The 22,972-nt window shown below is 32.9% G+C and carries 9 protein-coding genes; 2 read left to right on the top strand and 7 right to left on the bottom strand.

Annotated features, from left to right (window positions below; genetic code table 11):
* Positions 1 to 65: 65 nt before the first annotated feature.
* The 6 genes from CXF68_RS14155 to CXF68_RS14130 form a co-directional block, all read right to left on the bottom strand.
* The gene (locus CXF68_RS14155) at positions 66 to 3,161 is read right to left on the bottom strand and encodes an FAD-dependent oxidoreductase (protein WP_101045736.1); all 3,096 of its coding nucleotides are present in this window, start codon (positions 3,159 to 3,161) and stop codon (positions 66 to 68) included.
* 133 nt (positions 3,162 to 3,294) lie between these two features.
* Positions 3,295 to 13,923 (bottom strand): LysM peptidoglycan-binding domain-containing protein, encoded by a 10,629-nt coding sequence (locus CXF68_RS14150; RefSeq protein WP_101045734.1) that lies wholly within the window; start codon positions 13,921 to 13,923, stop codon positions 3,295 to 3,297.
* Positions 13,924 to 13,940: 17 nt separating this feature from the next.
* Complete coding sequence (locus CXF68_RS14145; RefSeq protein WP_101045732.1) at positions 13,941 to 15,278, bottom strand: hypothetical protein; 1,338 nt, start codon at positions 15,276 to 15,278, stop codon at positions 13,941 to 13,943.
* Positions 15,279 to 18,968, bottom strand: coding sequence for a hypothetical protein (locus CXF68_RS14140; protein ID WP_101045730.1), 3,690 nt, complete (start codon positions 18,966 to 18,968; stop codon positions 15,279 to 15,281).
* A 94-nt stretch (positions 18,969 to 19,062) separates the two neighbouring features.
* Positions 19,063 to 19,347, bottom strand: a complete 285-nt coding sequence (locus CXF68_RS14135) for a hypothetical protein (RefSeq protein WP_157821939.1) — start codon at positions 19,345 to 19,347, stop codon at positions 19,063 to 19,065.
* 110 nt (positions 19,348 to 19,457) lie between these two features.
* Positions 19,458 to 19,847 carry a hypothetical protein gene (locus tag CXF68_RS14130; RefSeq protein ID WP_101045726.1) on the bottom strand — a complete coding sequence of 130 codons (390 nt, stop codon included), beginning with the start codon at positions 19,845 to 19,847 and terminating at the stop codon, positions 19,458 to 19,460.
* Between the two features lie 607 nt (positions 19,848 to 20,454).
* Here CXF68_RS14130 and CXF68_RS14125 point away from each other — a divergent pair.
* Together CXF68_RS14125 and CXF68_RS14120 are read left to right on the top strand one after the other, a co-directional pair.
* Positions 20,455 to 21,654, top strand: coding sequence for a multidrug effflux MFS transporter (locus CXF68_RS14125; protein WP_101045724.1), 1,200 nt, complete (start codon positions 20,455 to 20,457; stop codon positions 21,652 to 21,654).
* Between the two features lie 5 nt (positions 21,655 to 21,659).
* Positions 21,660 to 22,355 carry a pseudouridine synthase gene (locus CXF68_RS14120; protein ID WP_101045722.1) on the top strand — a complete coding sequence of 232 codons (696 nt, stop codon included), beginning with the start codon at positions 21,660 to 21,662 and terminating at the stop codon, positions 22,353 to 22,355.
* Positions 22,356 to 22,417: 62 nt separating this feature from the next.
* Here CXF68_RS14120 and CXF68_RS14115 read toward each other — a convergent pair whose 3' ends face one another.
* Positions 22,418 to 22,897, bottom strand: coding sequence for an Lrp/AsnC family transcriptional regulator (locus CXF68_RS14115; protein ID WP_028889083.1), 480 nt, complete (start codon positions 22,895 to 22,897; stop codon positions 22,418 to 22,420).
* Positions 22,898 to 22,972: the final 75 nt, after the last annotated feature.

The following is a 22,972-nucleotide window of genomic DNA, read 5'->3' as shown; positions in this document are numbered from 1 at the left end:
AAACAATTATAAACTTAAATTGGGACCCGAAGGTCCCAATTATTTATACTAAAATTAATAGATTACTATTCCACTTCAGATAACATATGCTTAAGTACAGTTTGTTCCCATTCTAAAAAATAATCTGAAGGAATCCAACTAGGACGTTGTAAATTATAACGATGAAGCATTACTTTTTCTGCTTCACAAAAAGCTCCTTCAACCCAACCTTGTTGATCTGAATAAGCTTCTCCTACAATAAAAACACGTTCATTGGCTTGTGGTTGTCTTATTTCAGGCATTTTATCTGCTACTACAAATCCTGATTTCCAAGCATGATATCCACCTCCATAAGGGTCGTGGCTCCAATCTTTATAAGCTGAAGTATAAGGTGCTGGTATGTTTTCATTTCCATGCATTTCTTTTACTTCTTTCATTACTTCTGCAACCATACTTTGTGTTGCAGCTGGCACTTCTTTTTCTAAATATTCTTGAAGTCGTTTTCTTCGTGTAGCAGTAGCTAATAAATAACCAGTAGGTTTCGTTTCAAACAACGCATCATTTTCCATTGCTTTCCAAAAAGAAACAGTTCTCATATCATTATAGCTCGCTAAGAATAAAGAATGATTATTAGCGTCTGTTCCGAAATAGTAACATTGCCTCATTGGTAAATCTGTTACTGATGGCGATTGATATTCAGCTGGATCTATTGGCCACCAAGGATTTTCGAAACCTAATAGTATTTTCAAAGCAGGTTCATTCATTACCGATTTAACATTATGATGTAATGCCTTACTTTCAGTTTCATAAGGATTAAACAAAAAGTTACTTTGGTCTAGTAATTCTAATGACCTACGTGGCATTCCTAAAATAATATCATCTGCGTACGCAACCCATTGATTGGCTTCATTACGTACTTGATAATTATGTTTTTCTCCTGTTGCTACATTCTCAAAAATAAGCTTGTATTTTCTGGTTGTAGGATCACTTGCTGTCGTTTTTTCGAAATTCACCAATACATTATTTGGTTTTATAGTTCCACCAGCATTTACAAAGTTACTAGCGGTAACTTTTAACACTTTATCAAAACCACCTTCAATGGTATTATAAGTTACATCATCATCTGAAAAATCACCTACCATATACGGAAAAGCTTCAGCAGCATTCCAGTTTATAGTATTCGAATAATATCCTCCAGCATTTGCTAAAAACTCATAACATTCTTGAGAACTTCTATCTTTTAATAAGTTCCAAAAACCTATTTCATAAACATGTTTATTAAAAAAAGGCCCCTCAAATTTATAAATTAAATCTCGTTTTACACGTCTCCATTCCGCTTGTGGATCTGGACTAGCTTGTATTGCAGCAATACTTTCTCCATCGGCTATTAAAACGCTATCTATAATATCATTAAATATATCATTGGCAGATTTACCTGTGTACTTCGGATCTACATCATACCTTGTTTCAAACCCTGGAACATCGTAATCTTTTGCATGATAACGTTGTTTTCTTAAATAAATCAACTGATTTCCAGAATCTCCCATTTCAAAAGGAATAGCATTTAATAACCCTTCTGTTTGGTATTTATCTATAAGTCCTGTGATAATTTTTTGAGTATCCATATAACGCATTCCACCTAATTCTGCGGTAACTTCCATTCCTGGTAATTCTACAGAATCTAAACGGCCACAAATTCGATCACTAGCTTCAAAAATATTTACCTTTAAGTTTAAAGGATCTCCATTTGAATCTACGCCAGTTCTTAATCGATAACCTGAATACAATCCTGAAGCTCCTGCTCCAACAATTGCTACGTCTAAATCTAATCCTGGTTCTGGAGTGCTTGTAAACTTTTTATGCCCCTTACGGATTGGTTTTGTAGTTTTTGCTGCTGAATTTTTTAGTAATTGTTTTTTAAGGTTTTTTTTATGCAAATGTGGAGCATAAGTATCAAAAGGAAACTTCCAATCAATTGTCATGTATTCTAAAAAATAACGATCTTCTTCAGAAACAGTACCCAATAACATTTTAGAAATTAAGTCTCCAAGTGTAGGGATAAATTTGGCAGCCCACCCAGCAGTATATACTACTATATTTTTATTATTACTGATGGTATTTGGCAAGTAATCTAATAATATTTCATTTTTAGATTGTGATATCGCAACCATACAAGTTGAAAGTAGTGAAGGTTTTGGCTCAAGACCTGGCATATGATTCTTCACCCAATCTGTAGTATATCCAATATTCTTTAAATCTGGTTCATGTGTACTTTCAGATGGGTGATCTATAATTTCATCGGCTACAGCATTTGCCACACGCACATATCCTGGGTTCGACCAAGGAACTTCATTAAAACCATAGTACAATCCTGTTTCATTATTTTCATACACATAATAGGTCGTTCCTATTTCTGCGACTACTGGATCTAAGATTTTATAGTATGCTGAAGACATCGTCCAAATATCGATTCCTACTTTTAATCCAAAATGGCTTACCAAGTCATTTACGTACGGTCCAGGAGTTAACGCTAATTTTTCAGCCTTATAACTAATTATTTCATCAGGATTCTGTGTGCTGTTAGTGGTAACAATAATGTCGTCATTTGGTAAAGATTCAATATCTGTTACCGCTGTAAATTCTTTTAAGACTACATTATTGTTTTTTCTTAATTCAGCTAGCATAAACTCTTGCGTCGCATCAATATCTAAGATTCCGCCATCTGCTTGAAAGAATCCCTCATAATCACTTGGTAGATCCTTAAAGTTAAAACGATCCATAATCTGCTCTCCACTAGTAAATTGATCGTATGGAATACCCAATTCATCCATTACTTTTATCGCATCATTAATACCTCCTTCTGAAGAGTTTAATTCTGGATCACCAAACCATAGCGCCCCTATTTGTTCTAACAATTCTTTGTTAGCTGCATCATTAAAAGCCAACCATTGGTCTTTTGCCCTTAATGCTAGTTGTGCCATAGGAACAGTATCGTACTGTACTCTAAATTGGCGCGATTTTCCTGAAGAACTAACTTCTTCGTTTACAAATTTAAACTGTTCTAGTACAAGTATACGTTTTGTATTGTCTTGTTTACTTATGTGATAGGCTGAAGATAATCCTATTGGACCTCCACCAACTACGATAACATCAAATAATTGTTCTTTTGTTTGGTTTTTCATTTGTTTTTGGTTGTTTATAAATATATTATGTGCCGTAACACCTAGAGTTTAGTTATTTCTCTATTCTTAAATTTAATACTTCAAAATTCATTTTTTTATTAATTATCTCTCTCTTTTATGGGCTCATTAGTTTTTAAATTGAGTTAATATTTTTAAAGGGTATTACCAGGTTTGATAGCTGTAAAATAGGTAGCTGAGTTTCTGTTAAACCTGAGAATATTGATAAATCAAACGAGAAATATGCTTCCGTTGTAATTGGCATATTTTCACTGTACCAAAGCTCCATTGCAGCCGCCATCTGGCAAACAAAAGGTGTTGTCTCTGTAACTACTACTGGGCAGCCACCTTCTTCAATGGTATAATCCGTAGGTATTTCAAAAGAAAATGGTGTATATAACAGAATTGGTAATTGTATTGAAGGCAATATATCACCTGCATTGGCTATTAATTTATAATTCCAAGAAGCACTTATTTTAATTGTTTGTTGCGGTAAATGATCATCAAAAAACAATGTATTAAATAGGTTTGCTAAATGATTTACGAGTGTTGTATCAACTCCAGATTCATTTTCTAGTTTTGCAATATCTATTGCTACATCAGTATTCAATAAAGGAATTAATTTATTAGAGAATCTAATTAATGGTGTACGGTAAATAAAGTCGCTACTCGTTTGGTTGCCATCCACAAGGTCTTCATTTCTTATTATTGAAATTCCTGCCCAAGCATCCTGATATTCTAGCACATTAAGTCCGTTTACCTTTATTAATCTTTCCACTATATCAAAAGAGCAAGCATATGCTAAATAGGTAGGTTTTTTAGCCGTTGGGTCTGGTGAATACCAATATGAATTCGGAATTATACTACCATCAAGTTCTGTTGCTTCTACACGTGTATAGCCGCTTATTTCAACAACAGGTGTTTCAGGTAATACGGCATCCGTTAAGGTGTTCGTATTAAATAAAAATAAATCAAAAGTCGAAATATTTGCAGGAGGTACAATAGTTAAAATTAAGCGTCCGCAAGGTGTTTCATCTGTACAAGTATCACATTCAGCAAGGAAGTTAAGATCATTGTTTTGTTCAATCACAAAATCATAAGAATTTGTTGTTTCAACCATACTCTTAGCTTGTACGCCTGATCCATTATAACCTTCCCAGGCCAATGCTAAATTATTGGTTGTTTCTACCAAGGTTTGCATAGCAAAATATGCTGGGTTTACGTTAGGGTCATTGACATCAGAAGAAGGCTTAATTTTAGTTAAATAAGTGGTTAAATCACTTAATACTTGTGGCCAAACAGCAATCATTTGTGCCATATCATTAAATAAGTTTCTTTGAACGCTAAATAATGAAATATCACTTGCCTGCAAAGCGGCATTAAATGAAATATTCGAGAAAATTTTATCCTGTGCTACCTGAGATTCATTGTAATTATAATCATAACCCCATTCTGTAGATTGTTCAAGAATTTTCTTTGTTGTTTCACCTTCCATAGGTGTTACAGCAACAGCTTCTTGTTTTGTTAGCGTAGGTGGTTCTGGGTAATTTCTTAATACAATTGGAATATCCACTTGTCCTAATTGCTGTACTAATGCAGATTCTTGGGCTGTATCTTCTAAATTCGCTGGAATAATAAACGTTAACCATTTTGAAGCTTGATACCCTTCAACATTTGGAACATTCTCAATCTCAAACTCAACATGTGTAATTTGAAATGACATATTCAATGAAACGGTTTTGGTGGTATCTGCATTCTTTGTCGAAAATATAAATGAAATTTCAGAAGAATCATTTTGTGCATCTTCAAAATTCAATTGCACCTTTGCATTCGAAATTGAATATAGTTTTTCTTCTAAATTTTCTTCAGATTCTTCTACTACAGTTGGTGTACCATATAATCTTGGTGCAATAGAATTATCATTTGTCTTTGGCATATTAGATTCGCCAGTAGCCTTCATTTGTACAATCGCATTAATTGAATATGTATTACCCAATTTCATTAAAAGTTGTTGTTTAAACTTTTCTTGCGCATTTAATAAATTACCAGTGCTTTGTACAGGGTTTTGAAGTATTGGTTCCACCGTAAGTGAAATAGTATTAGCCAAACTACTTTTTGCGTTGGTAATGGCTTCTAAGAATGAATCAGCTTCAATATTATTAGCATTTAAATATGTTTTTTCGTCAGCATTTTTAAGCTCATCTACTAAGAATGCAGGGACTGAATATTCTGAACCTAAAAATTGATCAATTGCCTCTAAGCATTGTTTTCCCCAAATATCAAGGTCAATACCTGTGTAGTTTTTTGTATTATTAGCACTACAATCAAGTCCACCACCTGTTGTATAAGGGCAAATTGGAACATTTGATTTAGATTGTAAACTTGTTGATGTTGGTGTTGGTGCGTAAAACGAAGGATTTAAATTACCACTTAAAGCCGCTTCATAAACAGACCAATAAATACCGTTTTCTTCTTTGAAGCCCATTCGTACAACGTAAATAGCTTGACTCTTCTTACCTCCTGCTACTGCTTCATTTACACCAGTTGCTATTTTTAATACATATTGGTCAGCCGTATAAAAAGTATTTTCGAAATTCTCTGAAAATTCTGTTAATGAATGATTTTCATTCGTATTAACGCTATCCGTATTATCTTTACTACCGGCAATTAATTGCGTATTCGGTTCTACGATTGTATCTGCATTTGTAACCGATGGGCTATCTTTAAAATCATTGTTTACAAAAGATAAGTCTCTTTCAATATTTAAATTAACGGTTAACATAAATATTGGATCTAATGTAATGTCAGCATCGTTAATTGGTTGACTTATTGGTTCCATTCCTGGAGCCATAGGAACCTTTTTACAGTGTGCAATCGTATACAAGTACTGGTACACGTCTTGAACATATTGTTTAATTTTCCTATATTGTGTAGCACTCAATTTCGTATTAACACCGGGAATTAAAGAAGAAACCAACATAAACGTTACCGTGTTTTCTCCATTTTCAGGATTCAGTTGGGTTATCTGATTATAAATAGTAGTGTAATTGGTTAAATCATGCAATGCATTTTTTTGCCAATCCCCCATGTTATCAGTATCATTTATGTCTGCAATGCAAGCTTCATCATTTGTGTTTTCATAACGTGTAATGTTAAAAATAAAATTAAGAAGTAATTCAGGGCTTTCCTTTCCTCCCGAAATATCGTAGGTAATAAAAGTACTTGGCCATTGAGATAATCCTTTTAACTCATCCATATACCCCACTTGAATTGGTGGATTATTTAATGGAGAGGAAGCGTTAAGACTAGGATCACTTAATGGAGTAATTGTTTGATTACCGTAATAATCTACCCAGTTAAAATGAACCTGAAGCGTGTTTCCTATTCCTCTATATGCGTTATCAATAGCGCTTGGTCTTAAAGCATCATCTGTCTCTTCAGGTACAGGCAATGCAAACTGAGCAACATTAATTACTTGATTATATTGCCAAATAGCAAGGTCGGTACCAGTGGATTCATTTACTGTTTCAGTATCTTCATTTGAGCTTGTAGGACCAGATGGCAATCCAACAACACTTTTACTAAAGAATTTATTTTCAACCACTTGATAATTTAGTAAATTAAATAAATTATTTAAATATTGATCTGCATATCCTGGGTCATTTGGACTTAATACTCCTGAAACATCGGGATCTTTACGAGTTACATCGAATCCTGCAGAACCTTGTGACACTGATGATATTTTTTGGACAATTTGATCTATAATTTCAAAAGTTGTATTACTTGCAAATAATGGATTATCTTTAATTAAGAACGACAGTGTAGATATATCAATAAAATAATAATTTGCAATGGTTTCAAATGTATTTCCCTGAACTCCAATAGGTGATTCAATTTCATAGGATACATTTGGAATAATTACCAATTGCCAAACATCAAGATTGTCCCATGCGGTAATGTTTTTATTTAGTTCTTTAATATTATCAGCCAACACATTGTAGTATGCTGCAATCGCTGTTAAATTATTAGAAGGAGTTGCTGTTGAAAGACCTACTTCAAAAACCAATCCTGTAAGAATAATTGGATTATCAAAAGTTGTTGTTAACGCAACCGAAGTTTTATTTAGTTCAGCCAATTCACTTAATAAAATATTATACTGTTCTGCTATAGTTGTTAAGGTTTCTGTTGTCGTTTTTGTAGCATAAGTTAAGCTTGTTTGTGCTTTTGATTCGGCATAAACAATTGATGAATTTGTATCAATTTTATCACCTGTTACAGCACAATTCATGTAACTTTTTAAAACATTAGGATTACTACCTTCTTTATAAGTTGTGAATAATCTAATAGAAGCAATTCCCGAATTATCAAAAATTGAATCTGGGAAACCTGTATCACCTTCAATTTCGTTATACAATAGATAATAACCACCAGAACGCGTAATACTACATTCCCATAGTAATTTAACAAAATTATACAAGCTATTCATAATACCATTAGGTGCAACCGCAACCGCTGTATTAAAACTAAGTAAGCTTACATCTGCTACATCAGGATTCGTTTCAGTAGAAAGATTAGACTGAATAATGTATGATTTCATATTAATATTACCAACCGACAGTAAGCCATTATCTCCCATGTACAACCATTGCATATCATCAATAAAACTCTGATTATTATCACTTGAATTCGGATCAAGTGCTAAAAGTAAACGTTCTAATATTTGAGTTCCTGCTTCATCTGCGCCAATTAATTCATAAGTAAATGCACTTGTACCCACTGCATTATTGTTAGCTATTTTCTTAATGTCTATAGTTAATTGAGTTGACCACCCATAATAATCAGAAGGCTTGTACTCCATTGTTCCTTTAGCCGAATCGTATGTACCAATTTGTATATCAAAAGCAGAACCATTAATTTTAGGTTTTGCAATTTGCGTTAGTAAATTTGTTGGAAACTCCCATATTACTAATGATGGATCATTCTGACTGCCCAAACTACCGTATGGTAAATTGGTGATACCCGAAGTACTCCATAAAGTCATTGACTTAAATGAATATTGTACAGGCATAAGCTCATAAGGTAAAATTGCACCTAGTGTATAAACATCTGGTTGAAGACCTGTATTTGTTGCGTAATCGGTAATTTCATTAATCTGTTTAATATCATCCTCAACTAGCACTATGCTTAACGTAGCTGTTTTGTCATCATCAGATTCTCCAACAGAAGGTAGTTTACCATTAAACTCAATCCAATCTAATGTATTATTAATAAGGTTAATATTAAACTCAACTGCCACATCTGATGGTACTTCAAATTGCTGCCCTGTAAGACGATACAATGCGCAATCTGAATAATTAGTTTCACTATCATCAACTTGTGGTGTAACCACACAAGGAGAATCAGTATTTAATGTTAAACCAGGTAATGATGTTGGTAACCTCATACCATAAAGAGAATACCTCGAAGCCATTCCTGCTAATTGAGTATAAGAATCTTTTGAGGTAAAATAATTTAATACAGCAGCTACATCTATACAATTAAGATCAGGAATATTGGCAGTGTTTGTATTTTCTGGATCATAAAATAAGTCAGACAATATTTGATTTTCATAATTAGTTCCAAGTATTTCAGCAGTCGTGCTATATTTTTGTGCGATTGCGCCAAAAGTATCGGTGTTATCGGACGTCTTATGAATAAAAGGTTGAATAAGTACAACAGCCAATGGTTGTACCTTTAAACTTTGTACTTCTGTATCATTCGCTAAGTCAGATACACTAACTACCGAATTAGTTGTTTCACTTAAACTTACTGCTATTGATTGTAAGGTGTCTCCTGAAAGAATTACATACGTTTCTCCAAAATAAACGAAAGAGTTTCCAACAATAAAAATCCCTGGTGTTAATTGATTTTGAATCAATACATTTGAAACATCAATTCCTTCGTAAGTTACTGTTGCTATTGAAGTAAATGTATCTTCACTTTTTGCAGTGTATTTAGCTGCTACAATACTAAGATTTTCATTAACAGTTAGTATCGAAGTTGTTTGAAATACAATGTTATTAGCTAGTTCATTTAAAGTTACTGCTGCTCCTGCTTCAACCAAACCTGCTACCACCAAATTAATCGTATCATTGGTTTTAACGATATACTCAGTTGTATCGTAAGTAATAGTTTGACCTACTACTAAAATTGAAGGTGTTGTTGCGTTTTGAATTATCAATACCCCCGTATTCATGGCATATACTCTTGCAATCGATTCAAAATTATCATTATCTATAATAGTATAATTTATACCTGAAATAGTAATGGCAAGTCCTTTATTTAAAGCTAATGATTGATTTGCCTTAGCTATAGAACCAGAATTGGCTTCATTCTTCGTAGTACCAACAGATATACTGTTTGCCCAAGTAACCATAGCTAACAGGCTATTACCACTGCTAAGTGAATACGTGTAATTTTTTAAAGCGTCTTGTGCATAACCAATAAGCTGTTTACCTATTAAAACAAAATAATCTTCAAAAACAAAGGTAGATAATGAATGTTCTACCGGGGTTACACTTCTTGCCGTACTATTGGTGCTTGTATCATCTGAAACTTTTACGGCTAATTGAGCAAACCATTCTTTTACTTCTTTTAGATATTCATCTGTTGCCATGTTGTAAGTGCTGAAATTTCTATCAACTCCTGTACCTGATTTCGGAACCGATAATTCAAAATCATAGAACATTGGAAAAATTGCTGCGGTTTCTAAACCACCAACTGGAGGTTCTGATTGAATATTAATGGTTTCAAACGTATTTTGTAAAAATGCCATAAGATCTTCCAAAGCAATTGGAAATGGTGTGTCTGGGTCTGATAATTTTAAATAAATAGCATCTAATTCTATTAATGAAATTGCAAATGTATCAGCTTCTGAGCGAGTAGATTCACCACCAGGCTCATTCATATATGATTGTACTAACCACCTGAAAAAATCTTTATTTAAAGTTTCAAAAGAACTTAGTTCATTCGGATTTTCAGGGTTTGGAGAATCAATCCATAAATTAGTAACATATTGTGCTGTTTGTGTATTAAGGTTATTTGATTCAGCTCCTGAAATGGTTAAATGTGGTATTAAATAAATATTTAATGTAGGCGCCGTTTCTGTTTGTGTTGTTATAAGTTTGGTGTTAAAATTAACTTCACGTGTAGTAGGAATAGCCATACGAGGCGAAGTCATACTAAATGTGCTTACATTGGCTGCTGCTGATAAATCGTGATTCCAAGGTGCAAGTGCTGTATCGTCAGTTCCAATAGTAAGATCGGTTCTAATATCTGCATTAAAACTAAAGTGAATCTTAATAGAGAATAGGCCAAGATTTAATTTTGCTGTTACCCTTACATCAACCGATGCTACTATAGCAAGCGGAATTTTGTTATAGGCTTCAAAAGTTGCTTGCGCGTATACTTTAACGGTTATATTTACATCTGCTGATATTATTCCAAAATCAAGGGAACCATATAATTTACCAATAATACCAAATGTACCTTGTAAAAAGTAGTAATATGAAGTTTCTACTACTGTTGTATTGCTTTGGTCTACAACTCCTGTATACGGATGATACGTTGCAATGATTCCTTCAATGATTCCAAAAACAGTAATACTAAATCCTGCCTTTAATACACCATATTGAATATCATACCCTACTCCTACTTGCATTCCTAGACCAAATGCTAATACTGGATTAAAGTTACCGTAATTGGTTTGAGGCACACTCGTAGATGTTGCTCCGCTTAATTTACCAAAGTAAAAACCACCCGATCCCATTGCTGGAATTCCAGGAGGTACAATGGCATAAAGAGAAAATGAACGTGAAAAATCTAAATCATAAGGAAATCCTATATCAATCATAAAATCACCATTTGTGTATATTTCTACACCAATGTTTGGTAATGTTACGCTTACAGCTCCAAATTGTAAATACCTTAAAGAATCAGGCAAGGTTAATGCCATTTGGTAAACACCTACTGAATCTGATATTTTTTTATACATGATTTCAAACTCCAAACCAGCAAAAACTTTTGCTTTAACACCTGCCATGGCTATTTTAATACCATATAAACTAGGATCATTAAAAACTGCTTGAAGATCTACAGTCCATTCTGGTGAATCTTTTGTTCCTGTATTTAGAATTCCAAAATCAGCGGCAAAAAGCCAATTAGAGTTTTCATTAAAAGAAATTAGTCCGTCTGGTGTAATTGGTATTGTACCTGGTTCCGGTTCGGTAAAGGCTTTTTTCATAGCGTCCGTAGCTTCTTGAATCGATTTAAAGTCTTCAAACCCATTGATGGTAACATGTTGTCCCATCGCCAATAGTCGTAAATCGAAATATTCAGAACCTTGACCTGGAACACTAGGCATATCGTTAACGTCCTGTCCGTTTTCCTTATCAAACAAACTACTATCATTTATAGAAGGTACCAATGAACTTCCATCAAACGAAATCTGAACTTTTTTATTAACTCTCTTAAGTATTAAACTCTCAATTTTTATAAAAATAAGGTCTAGCGTTTTTGGTAATTTGTACTCAACAATAATTTCTTTAGTTTCAAGATTGTAAGTAACCTTAAAACCATTTAAACTTATTTCGTTAAGAACATTCCAAGGAGAAACTAATTCGAAATTAGGTTGTCCGAGCATTTTCATGAAAGACTCAACTAAGCTTCCAACACTCCAATTCGCTATTTCAAATGTAATTGTTGAACTTTCACCATCAGTAGCATATTTGGCCGTAAATCCCTCCCACTCAATATACATTTCTTTTTTACCTGTATCATCAAAGGAATAGCCTAGATTAACTTCTGCACCAAATGGTTCAAGTTTAAATGTTCCAGAAATACCAGCTGAAAAAACATCTTTATCAGGAGTTTCTCCTGCTTTCATTTCAATTGCCAAATTGGCGCTAATATCTACATTTTGCTCAATGAAAGGGAATGTAAATTTCCAATCAACACTTGTTTTAACTTTATAAGACCCTGATTTATCTCCATTAGGAATGTTTGATGAAAGTGAAAATGCCGATATAACTAGATTATCAGGAATAAATACTTTTATTAGGTTAAAGTCAACTTCACCAAAAAGATCATCCATCAATTCTTTGATATTTAATGATTTATTAGATGGCATTACTAATGATAAATCCCAACCACCGTCATCAACGGAACTGTAATTAACTTCGGTTTGTAATTGTAGTATACTAATGGTAAATAACCCTGATATATTGGCTGTATAAACACTTTTATCTGAACCGTCATTCGCTGTAGACGACGTCATCGTCATACTAGCATTGGTTAGTGAAATATTAGTAATTATATTGAAGCTTACATCTCCGTTTGAAAAAAAAGAATAATATTTTTGGTTGATATCCATGTCAATACCAAACCCAGTAAGATTGATTTCTGCTAAACTTTTTGGGACTGCTATCACATTATTAGTAACTGCGGCAATTAGATTATTTATATTAACATTTCCATCAAAAGCAGCTGATAGGGTTAAATCTGAAGTTATTTCAACATCAAATCCACCAACAAAAATGGTAGGAAAAAAATTTACTGTGGCTGAAAAATAAAGAGTTTGGCTAACCTTTGCTGTGTCTAATGGTTGCATAACAACCCAAACAACATCGAATTCTTCTATTTCAAAATTAGCAAACAGCGTCCAAGGTGACGTAGATCCAGCACTTGCAGAAACACTATGTATTGTTGGAATTTTATCTTCTATAATTAAGGATGTTTGAAATCCTTCAAACTTAATTTTATTGATATATTGTTGAAGCGTTGAAGGCACTTTATCATACCAATTCTTCCCAGCCATTAAGGAGAATAAATTAAGTGGTGTTATAGTAACATTTTCTGGCGGAGTGGCTGAAATATTAAATAAAGAACCGTTAGTATTAATGTTTGTTCTAAAATCTAATTCTACACCAGACCCAGCGTTAAGTTGTAATTGAAAAAACAAAAATGGCGTTTGTACAACTGATTCTTCTTCATCTCCTTCAGCAGTATCAATAAATGATTCTATTGAGAAACCTAATGCAGGGCTACTAACATCTAAGAATAATAACGATATAGGTGCTACATTTATAGGTACAAATAAATCCATTTCTGGATAAATGTATTGTTCATTATCAACTTTCGAAGGATCAAGACTACCTACAAAAGTTAGTTTTGTTGAAGCTACCCACGATGAAAGAAATTCTATTACAGGTTTAAGAATTCCAGTTAATGTTATTAATGAAGCAAAATTCTGACCAGCTTTTAAAGTAATTGCTTCTTTTTCCCAAACAAATCCATCCGTATCTTCTGAACTAAAAATAAAAGCAGGAGTACTATAAGGTAATGAATCAAATACGCCTCCAGTCATGTATTGCCAACTGGTTGAAAATGACCAATCTTTTAAACTAATAACAATAGAAATCTGTATGTTATTACCTGTTGCAGTAATAGTTAATAAAACTGAAGTATTTGGTTTGTCTACATTTAATATTGCAGTATTTCCATTTGAAATTGTTAATATATCTTCTACAGGATCTGGAATTGTTGTATAGGAAGTATCAATCAACAGACTTACACCCTCTTCAAGGCTGTATCCTTTGGTTAATAATACATCTAAATCCACTGGAGACATTAACCCTGCATCGGTAAATGTTTTTTCATTAATAGTGATATTTCCTGAATTGTCAGCTGCTTGTTTCTTAAATACTTCTGTAAGATTCGATAAACTCATTTTAATCTGCTTGAATTTTAAATATCTATTATTAATGCTAAATGATCACTTGTACTGCGAATATGACCGTAATTACTCCAACCTTTAAAACTACTTAAACCGCCGACGGTACCAGGAGCAATTCCACCAACGCCTGTTGGTCCATTTGGTGGTAACGGAAGTGCTGACGGAAGTCCCGCTAAAGCACCGCCTACAATTTGGGTCATACCAGTAGGGTAAACATAATTTCCAGTAGGTACTCCTGCTGGGATGGGTGCTATATTATATGGTGAACCAGTTACTCTATTTACAATGGTAATATTGGTGGCAGGTCCTCCTGCCGCTCCACCTCCGTAACGGGTTAAAATATTATCAATGCTATCGTAACCAGCAAAGTTTGCACTACTTCCTGCATATTCATAGCCTGGATATCCGTTGGTATACCAAGGCTTTGCTTGGTTACCACGTTTAATATGAGTTGCTATATATCCTTTTTCTGGCCATGTATTTACTGTTGGGTTAATTTGACGAGTATAATCTGCACCACCAACGTTTATCAGATTAGCATAGGCTGGTGTAGCTGCCGCTGGATTTAGAAGATTTACATTAAAATCTCCAACAATAACCCCAACTTCATTTGCCCCTAGGTTTACGGTCATTTCTTGAATATTTGATATTTGATCTGTTCCATCAATTGCCGCTTGGTAATGTGGGGAAGCATGAAATGACAGTAGTTTAATATGTCTTGCATTAGCAGCATCCCAAAATGTAGTTAGAAACGGTGAACGGTTTCCTACACCTGGGAAATTAATTCTATTTGGTGCAGCTGGCAATGCTGGTACTGTATACATCCATTGCCCAGAAAGCACATTACTTGCCACTCCTGCGTTTGGTGCTCCTAGAGGAACTAAAGTTGCAGGTAAACAACCTGCCCAGGTACCACCATAAGCAATACCTGCAATTGCGGCGGCAGAAGGAAGTGCAGCACCTTGGTTTCCCCAAGGTCCTGTAAAATTTAGATTAGCACTATTATAGTAAACAGATATTCCTTCTTGCACTCCTCCTGCTCCTAATCGCAGTGCTGGTACTAACATCCAGTTAGCACCTAATGCTGTTCGAATTTTAACCAATAAATCTTGCGATCCTGATTCGCCGCCAGCAGTAATTAATGCACCTTCGGCACCAGCACCAGTAGAAGTTTCTACTACTACAAAAATGTCTGGAACCTGTGTGGTTAGGGTATCAATAATATATTGGGCTCTTTCTGCCGAAGCCTGGGCTAAATTAATTGAACTTCCTCTTTGTCGCTTACGGCTTGGATTATTAATCTTATTAAGTCCAAATTGCTGAATATTCCAATACAGTACTCGTGCCATTTATGTTGTTTTATTATATGATGCATACCAACCCAAACTTTTTGATGTTGCGCCTTTCTTCGGATTTCCGAAGAGTAAAAAATTAGTAGAACCTCCTGGCGGAAGTTGTGCTATTCCTAAGAATTTTAAGGCGATATTACCCAAGGTCATCATAAAAGACCCCAATTCTGGAGTAGCATTATCTTCAGGAATAAATTCCATTTTTAATGTATCTATTGATAATTTTAAGATCCCTTGTAAGCTTAGTAGTTTTGCATCACTACTTGTTCCTGGAAGCTTAATTCCAAAGAAAACATTATAACTATCATCAACTGATGTTGCTCCAGGACTCCATGCCATTAATAAACTAGCATTAAAATCCATTGAAGCAGCCAATTCACCTGGAGACCCCATGTTTAAAGTCATTTCTAAACCATACCAATTATTGGAAACTCCTGATATATCTAAAGCTGGAACGGATAAGTTTAAATAACCAAAACTAGCTGGTAATACATCTGCATTACCACTTACAAGATTGTTTATTTGAAGCGCAAAATTTGGATATAAACTTCCCGAACGAGAAATACTTGAATTGGAATTAAAGACAATTTGAGTTGCATCAAAACCATAGGTAACTACCGAAGGAATTGTTATATCGAAAGACATGGAAATAAACAAATTGTTATAATTTAAGCCTTTTTGAATATTAGTTTCATTATCTACCCCACCATCACTGTTTCCGAATGAAAAGGCATCAAAATAAGATGTCATAGGATCATCACCGCTATCATCATCAGGATAAATTAAGCCAGTCATTACAGCATAATTTAAATATCCCCACATTGTAAATCGAGAATCAATTATAACAGCATCGGGGTCTGTAGTGAGTGTATTAAACTGAATTTTTGTTATTTCTACATTTTTCAACAAGTTACTATCAAAATAGTATAAATTATCATCGGTGTTTTCAAATATATAAACTGGTGTACCATCATGGTCTTGATAGGTACCGTTTAAAACTACAGAATTATTTCCTGTTGTAGCGTACGGGTTATTTGTACCAACAACAGTGTCTGAAAACAGCTTGTTCATTGTTAATTGAACTTTACTTTGAAAAAACTTAATTGCCGTATTCTCAAACAACACTTGAAGCTGTAATACTTTAAATTCATAGTCTACACCAGGTGTAGACATAATAGGCGCATCTACATTTAATCCCTGTGTTATCTGCTGTGTATATGCAGGATCTAAATAGTTAATTAAAGAAAATATTGAACTATTTTTTTCCATTTCAATTTCTCCACTTGCATTTACTTTATTTACTTCTATACCAATATGATGTCCGTAAAAATTATCTAAATTAATTCCTGAAATTAAACCTTTTAATTGTTGTGGAAATTCTTGTAAATCAATATCAACTTTAAGCGCAAGAATTCCATTCCAATTGGGGTTATTTATTGTATCAATAAACTTTTGATATAAGACTACTTGATTGGATTCGGGATATTTTTCTCCGTAAGCATATGCAGCTTCTGCTTCAGCAATATAATTTTGTATCCAAGAAGAAATAGCCACTGTTTGTTGATAAGCTTCTGCAGGATCAGATATTCCTTCAGTATTAAAAGTATTTGGTTGTGTCCATATTTTAGGATCTTGTGCCCAGTCTTTTAATGTTCCTTTACAGAATTTAAAAATTAAAATATTATTATAGTCTGCAAAAGTATTCGTTGTGCCAACATTCACATTAAAAGGCCAATCTTCTATTGACATTTTATTGTTAAAATACGCCTCAATAGTTCCTGTTATGGGTACATTACCCTTAAATTCAGAGAATAGTTTACCTAAATAATTATTTTGAGTGACTACCAAAAATTGTTGGTTGGTCATAAACCCTTGTTGTAATGTATCCGATAAGTTAATAAAACTCATCTGATATTGTGAAGGATCTGTAGGTACTTGACCTTCTGGAGAGATATATTGTGTATGTGCTGGTGGTTGTGCTAAATTATTTTGTGCAAGATTTAACAATCCCCAAGATCCACTATTATTTACGTGAGCAATTACCCCTTGTGGTGTTGTAGAACTCGTAAAACTAGTTTCTCCTTCACTTAACATTGTGTTTAGTTTACGTGTACTTTTTGAAGCCCTTGCAGTTGGTTTTACTTTGGTTATTTGTTCTTTTCTTTCTTTACTTAATACTTCTGATTCGAATTTAGAGTATTGTTTTACTGGAATATTTTCATCTAATATAGATATACCTAAATAAGGAACCATTGGAACATGAATAGTTGATGGCATGTCTACACTCGGTTCATAAAAGCCAAGTAAATTTGGTTTTCCATAAATTTTATTTGTTATTCCATGCCCTTTAGCAAACAGCGCCGCCCCCTCTGCTTGTGCACAATATTGTACTGCTTCACCTGTAATAGAAATTAAATTTGCCCAAAATGTACAGTATTCAGGACTAAGGGTTAATGCATAACTACCCGGATTATCTAATGTGGTAGATGTTGATGGGAAATTTGCAGCAAATGCAGGTTGAAGACTTTTAAATTGAAGGATATCTCCCATATTATTCTCTAAAGAATAAGGGGTAAATAATAATGTTTCTGTTCCCGACAATCCTAGAAGAAAATCGAACTTCCCATTTTCATCGGCATCTCCACCTTGTGGTGTTAGAAAAAAATTTCCGTCGATTTGCATAAAATATCTAAGACTTCCATCCTTGTCTTGGGGAGCAATTACAAACCTAGGTGTAATGTCTGAGGGGATTAAGTTATTTTGATCATTATCATCCTTCCAGCTTGCTGATGGCAATAAATTTATTGGATATCCAGCATTCGTAGCGTAATAACTTGAAACGTTTGTTTGTGTGTTTAATTTTGATGTATTATTAAATGTTACCCCTGTTAAAGCAAAATAAGTATTAATTCCCTTTGAATTAGTAATATCTAAAGGATCAATAGCTGTTTGACTCATTAGATATTCATTAGGGACTTCAGAAGGTTGTAAAATGGGATATACATTACTTAAAATAGCATCGCTTTCGGTGTCTTTGTAATAGAATGTATTTTGAAGCATAAAAGCCTCGTAAAATGTTTCTGAATTAAGTCCTAATTTAAACTTAAGTGCTCCGTTGCCCTCTGTAGAGAAAGGAAGAAATATATCTTGGTTAAATAGACTTTGTGTACCAATTTCTGTTGAGGTGAAAAAGAAATTTGAAATACTTGAATCGTAGGCAAACTTCATTTGTGTTGGTGCATCTTCTGGTACAAATGAAATTACAGTATTATTAGCAATACTTAATTGAGCAAAATCATTTCCAACTTTATATGTAAACGGCTGCATTACGATCAATCCTGGTTCCTTGTTAAATAAGTCCATTTTAATGACGTTTGAAATACTGAAATTTGATTCAATTTCTAATATCCATATCAAAGTCAAATTTTCACCAATATAAGTACGTATTTTACGAATAAAATTAGATGGATCGATTGGTGCTCCGTTAGCGAATATATAATAGCCATTTTGAGTTGAAACTTCTGATAAAGAAATTATTTCGTTATCGAAAGAGGATGTTGAAGGTAACAACACAGCCGACCATGCTTCTATTTTTTGTGTGGTGTTCGTATAAAGATTTTTACACTCTTCAGAAGAATCTTTATTGCTAAAGGTTGTGCCTTCAAAAGTTTCACTAATCTGTTCTTGCATCTTGTGTTCAGCTTTTAATCAATAATATGGTATAGTAATAGTTAGTAGGCCTAAGCGAAAATCAAATAAATAATGGCTTCTTTTTTTTAACAACTTATTCTGTACAATAGAAATAGATAAGAATACGAATAGCATATTGCGTTAAATTTGCAATAGTCAATTTTTGCCCTTTAAAATCGTTCAGTGCTATTATTTGTTCCTTAACAGCCAAAGTATGAATACCGTTAAATAGCGAGTTATTATCAAATAGAACGCCTTCAGGAGCACCCATAGCAGTAATAATTGCATTTTGTGCACTACTTGGGTTATTTATTAAGCAAATACAATCACTACCGTTGTTAGTTTGTAAAACTACATTCTCGAATCGGTTAAGTGACAAGGTGTCAACCTTAATAGATTTTAATTCTTGACTGTATAAGCAATTAACAACCAGAAAAAGGATAAAAAAAAGGGTGGCACACTTTAAAACATGCAACCCTCTTGTTTTTTTTAACCTTGTACTACGCATACAATTTGTGCAGTGGTATCAGTTCCTCCATCAGATCCAGTTGGCGTAAGATTCTGAATACTTACCGTTTGACCTTTAAAATCACCAAATCCAATCACTGTATATGTTGGTGTATTTGGTGGAATAAAAAATAGTGAATTTAAATTATCTACAGGTTGACCTTGAACAAAGGTTTGAATACCATCAGGAGCTCCTGCAATAGTTAATTGCAATGTATTTGAACCCGTGTTACTAATAGTTATTGTTGAAGATGAACCATTTTTCGTATTCCATGAGCATACTCCTCCTCCAGTAATGTTCGCGGTACCTGATTGGCTAATAACTGGATTTTGTGTTGTTGTTGCTGTTAATGTAGCTGTTGCTGTTGACATAATTGGTTAGTTTAAAATGTGTCTACTCTATTTAGGCTTTTCGACTTCCACCTTGTGATTGTTAATTAATCACTAATTGGTATTACCAATTTAAGTAGATAAAAATCAATATGTTAAAAAAAAACCATAAAAAAAGTAGGGTAAAACCATACTTTTAAATATGTAACTTTTTGTATACCAATTACTTAATTCTAGTGCGAAATTACTCTAATTTATACAGTAGAATGATCATTAAATAGTAATAATAAATTTTAAAATAGTGAATTAAAGAAGCAAATAACTTATTTCTTATGCTACATTTAGTTAGTTATTCAATATAGCGTTTGTATTAGTTGTGTTTGCTTACTATTAGCAGTTTTGTTCTTGTTTATAAAAAAAATACTATTGAAAAACACCCTATGCCCTATTAATGTTTTTTTTATGAGAGTAAAATTTATATAAATGAATATATTACACCGATAAGAAAAATGTATGAAATAATTACTCAAATAACTCAAATTTATTTTTTCACTTGGTATTACTTCTTTAATAACTATTTAACTTTTCTATGATTATATTCTATGTTAGATGCAATCATAATGCAAAATCTTAGGAGTACATTTGCACAATGCGAAAAAAGAATTCAAAATTAGAATTTATAGCTTTAATGGCAGCTTTAATGTCGTTAGTAGCTTTATCTATAGATGCACTATTACCAGCTATAAAACAAATTGGTATCAGTCTTAATATTCAACAAAGTTCGAGCGATAGTCAATTATTAATAACAATGATTTTTTTAGGTTTGGGCTTTGGTCAGCTTATTTCTGGACCAATCTCTGATAGTTTAGGTAGAAAACCTGTGATTTACTTTGGTTTTATTGTTTTTATTATCGCTAGTTTTATATGTATCAATGCAACTAGTATAGAAATGATGGTTTTTGGTAGAATATTACAAGGAATTGGTTTGTCTGCTCCAAGAACTATAAGTATTGCCATGGTAAGAGATAGTTTTGAGGGGAATTATATGGCAAAAATAATGTCTTTTATTGTTGTTATTTTCATATTAGTTCCTGTTGTAGCACCAGCTATAGGTAAATTAATGTTAGATGCCTATGGATGGAAATTTATATTTTACAGTCAGCTAATATTTGGGGTTTTTGTGATGCTATGGTTATGGAAACGTCAACCAGAAACTTTAAAAAAAGAAAAGAGAACAAAACTATCTATCCGTCTTTTTGTAGAAGGAACAAAAGAATTTATAAAACATAAACAAGCTGTTATATTTACATTGATATCTGGTTTTATTACAGGCTCTTTTATGGTATATTTAAGTGCGTCTCAACAGATTTTTCAGGTACAGTATGATTTAGTAGAAGAATTTCCTTACATTTTTGCAGGTTTAGCAATTTCAGTTGGGTTTGCTACTTTTTTAAATGGAACATTTGTTATGAAATATGGAATGTTAAAATTAATTTCTACTTTTTTAATTGTCTTTACCATTATTCCTCTTGTATACATTGTTTTATTTTATGGAAAAGAAAATCCAGGTATAAACATACTTTTATTATTTTTTGGTTTACAATTTTTTGCAATCGGTTTTCTATTCGGAAACTTACGAGCTTTAGCAATGCAACCAGTTGGTCATATTGCCGGGGTTGGAGCTGCAATAAATGGTTTTGTATCTACAATTATGGCAGTTCCTATTGCTACATTTATAGGTAAATATGTTGTTACCACTACGCTACCACTTTTTGTTGGATTTTTAGTTTGTGGAATATTATCTTTAATATTACTTAATTTCACTAAAGTTAAAGTAGTTAAAAATTAAATTATATGAGCCTTACTATCCTTTTTGAAGATGAATATATAATTTGTGTCTCTAAACCCAATAATGTTGTTGTACACCATGCACACCATTCACGAAATGTTTCAGATGAAGACTCATTATTGCAGTTATTATTTAAACAATTTGAGCATAAATTTTATCCAATACATCGTTTAGATAGAAAAACATCTGGAATTATGCTGTTAGCTAAAGAAACCAAGCATGTATCTAAGTTTCAAGAATTATTTACTAATAATGAGATTCAAAAAACATATTATGGAATTGTAAGAGGGCATTCTCCAGAAGCTGAAATTATAAACTCTCCTGTAAAAGGAAGAGATGCTAATGTTTACAAAGAGGCTGAAACTCATTTAAAAACAGTTCATAAGGTTATTTTAGATATTCCAGTAAAGCCTTACGAAACATCTAGATATAGTTTAGTAGAAATGAAACCGACAACAGGAAGGTTACATCAGCTACGTATTCATATGAACAAAATAAGTCATCCTCTTATAGGTGACCCAAAATATGGTGATAAAAACCATAATATAATGTTTCAAGAAAACTTTAATTGTGAAAATATGTTTTTACATGCGCATTCACTTGATTTTACACATCCGTTTTCAAATGAAAAATTATTAATAAAAAGCAATTTTACAGATGATTGGAATACTGTTTTTAAGAAATTTGAATGGAATATTTAAAATAAGCACAAAAAAAGAGGTTGACATTGTCAACCTCTTTTTTTTGTAATAAAATATATTAATTATATTTCTTTAAAAATAGCATGCATTAAACGTTTCTTATCGTTAATACTTTCTTCTAAAGAAATCATCGTTTCAGTACGATTAACACCATTAATATCATCAATTAAATAAATAATATCTTTTGCATCATTAGTGCTCTTTGCTCTTACCTTACAAAATATATTATATTTACCCGCAGTTACATAGGCCACAGTTACATTTGGTATTAGTCGTAAACTATCTAAAACGTGTTGGGTCATAGATGTTTTCTCTAAATACACACCAATATGGGCTATAAAAGTATATCCCATTTTATCATAATTCAACGTTAATGTTGAACCTTGAATTATACCTTCATCTTCCATTTTTTTAACACGAACATGTATAGTACCAGCAGATACTAACAGTTTTTTTGCAATGTCTGTAAATGGGGTACGCGCATTTTCAATTAAAATGTCTAAAATTTGATGATCAATCTCATCTAGTACAAACTTCTTCATTCTTTTATTTTCTTCAAGTAATATTGCTAAAATATGATTTTTTTCTAATTTCTGAAGGGTTTTATTAATAAATAT

The sequence above is a fragment of the Tenacibaculum sp. Bg11-29 genome, from assembly GCF_002836595.1.
GTDB lineage: Bacteria > Bacteroidota > Bacteroidia > Flavobacteriales > Flavobacteriaceae > Polaribacter.
The sequence above is the reverse complement of the archived record's forward strand: the minus strand, read 5'-3'. Positions and strand labels throughout refer to the sequence as shown.

Excerpts from the sequence above, each read along its gene's own strand:
- CXF68_RS14155 (WP_101045736.1), bottom strand. The coding sequence starts at position 3,161 with ATGAAAAACCAAACAAAAGAACAATTATTTGATGTTATCGTAGTTGGT.
- CXF68_RS14150 (WP_101045734.1), bottom strand. The coding sequence starts at position 13,923 with ATGAGTTTATCGAATCTTACAGAAGTATTTAAGAAACAAGCAGCTGAC.
- CXF68_RS14145 (WP_101045732.1), bottom strand. The coding sequence starts at position 15,278 with ATGGCACGAGTACTGTATTGGAATATTCAGCAATTTGGACTTAATAAG.
- CXF68_RS14140 (WP_101045730.1), bottom strand. The coding sequence starts at position 18,968 with ATGCAAGAACAGATTAGTGAAACTTTTGAAGGCACAACCTTTAGCAAT.
- CXF68_RS14130 (WP_101045726.1), bottom strand. The coding sequence starts at position 19,847 with ATGTCAACAGCAACAGCTACATTAACAGCAACAACAACACAAAATCCA.
- CXF68_RS14125 (WP_101045724.1), top strand. The coding sequence starts at position 20,455 with ATGCGAAAAAAGAATTCAAAATTAGAATTTATAGCTTTAATGGCAGCT.
- CXF68_RS14120 (WP_101045722.1), top strand. The coding sequence starts at position 21,660 with ATGAGCCTTACTATCCTTTTTGAAGATGAATATATAATTTGTGTCTCT.
- CXF68_RS14115 (WP_028889083.1), bottom strand. The coding sequence starts at position 22,897 with ATGAAGAAGTTTGTACTAGATGAGATTGATCATCAAATTTTAGACATT.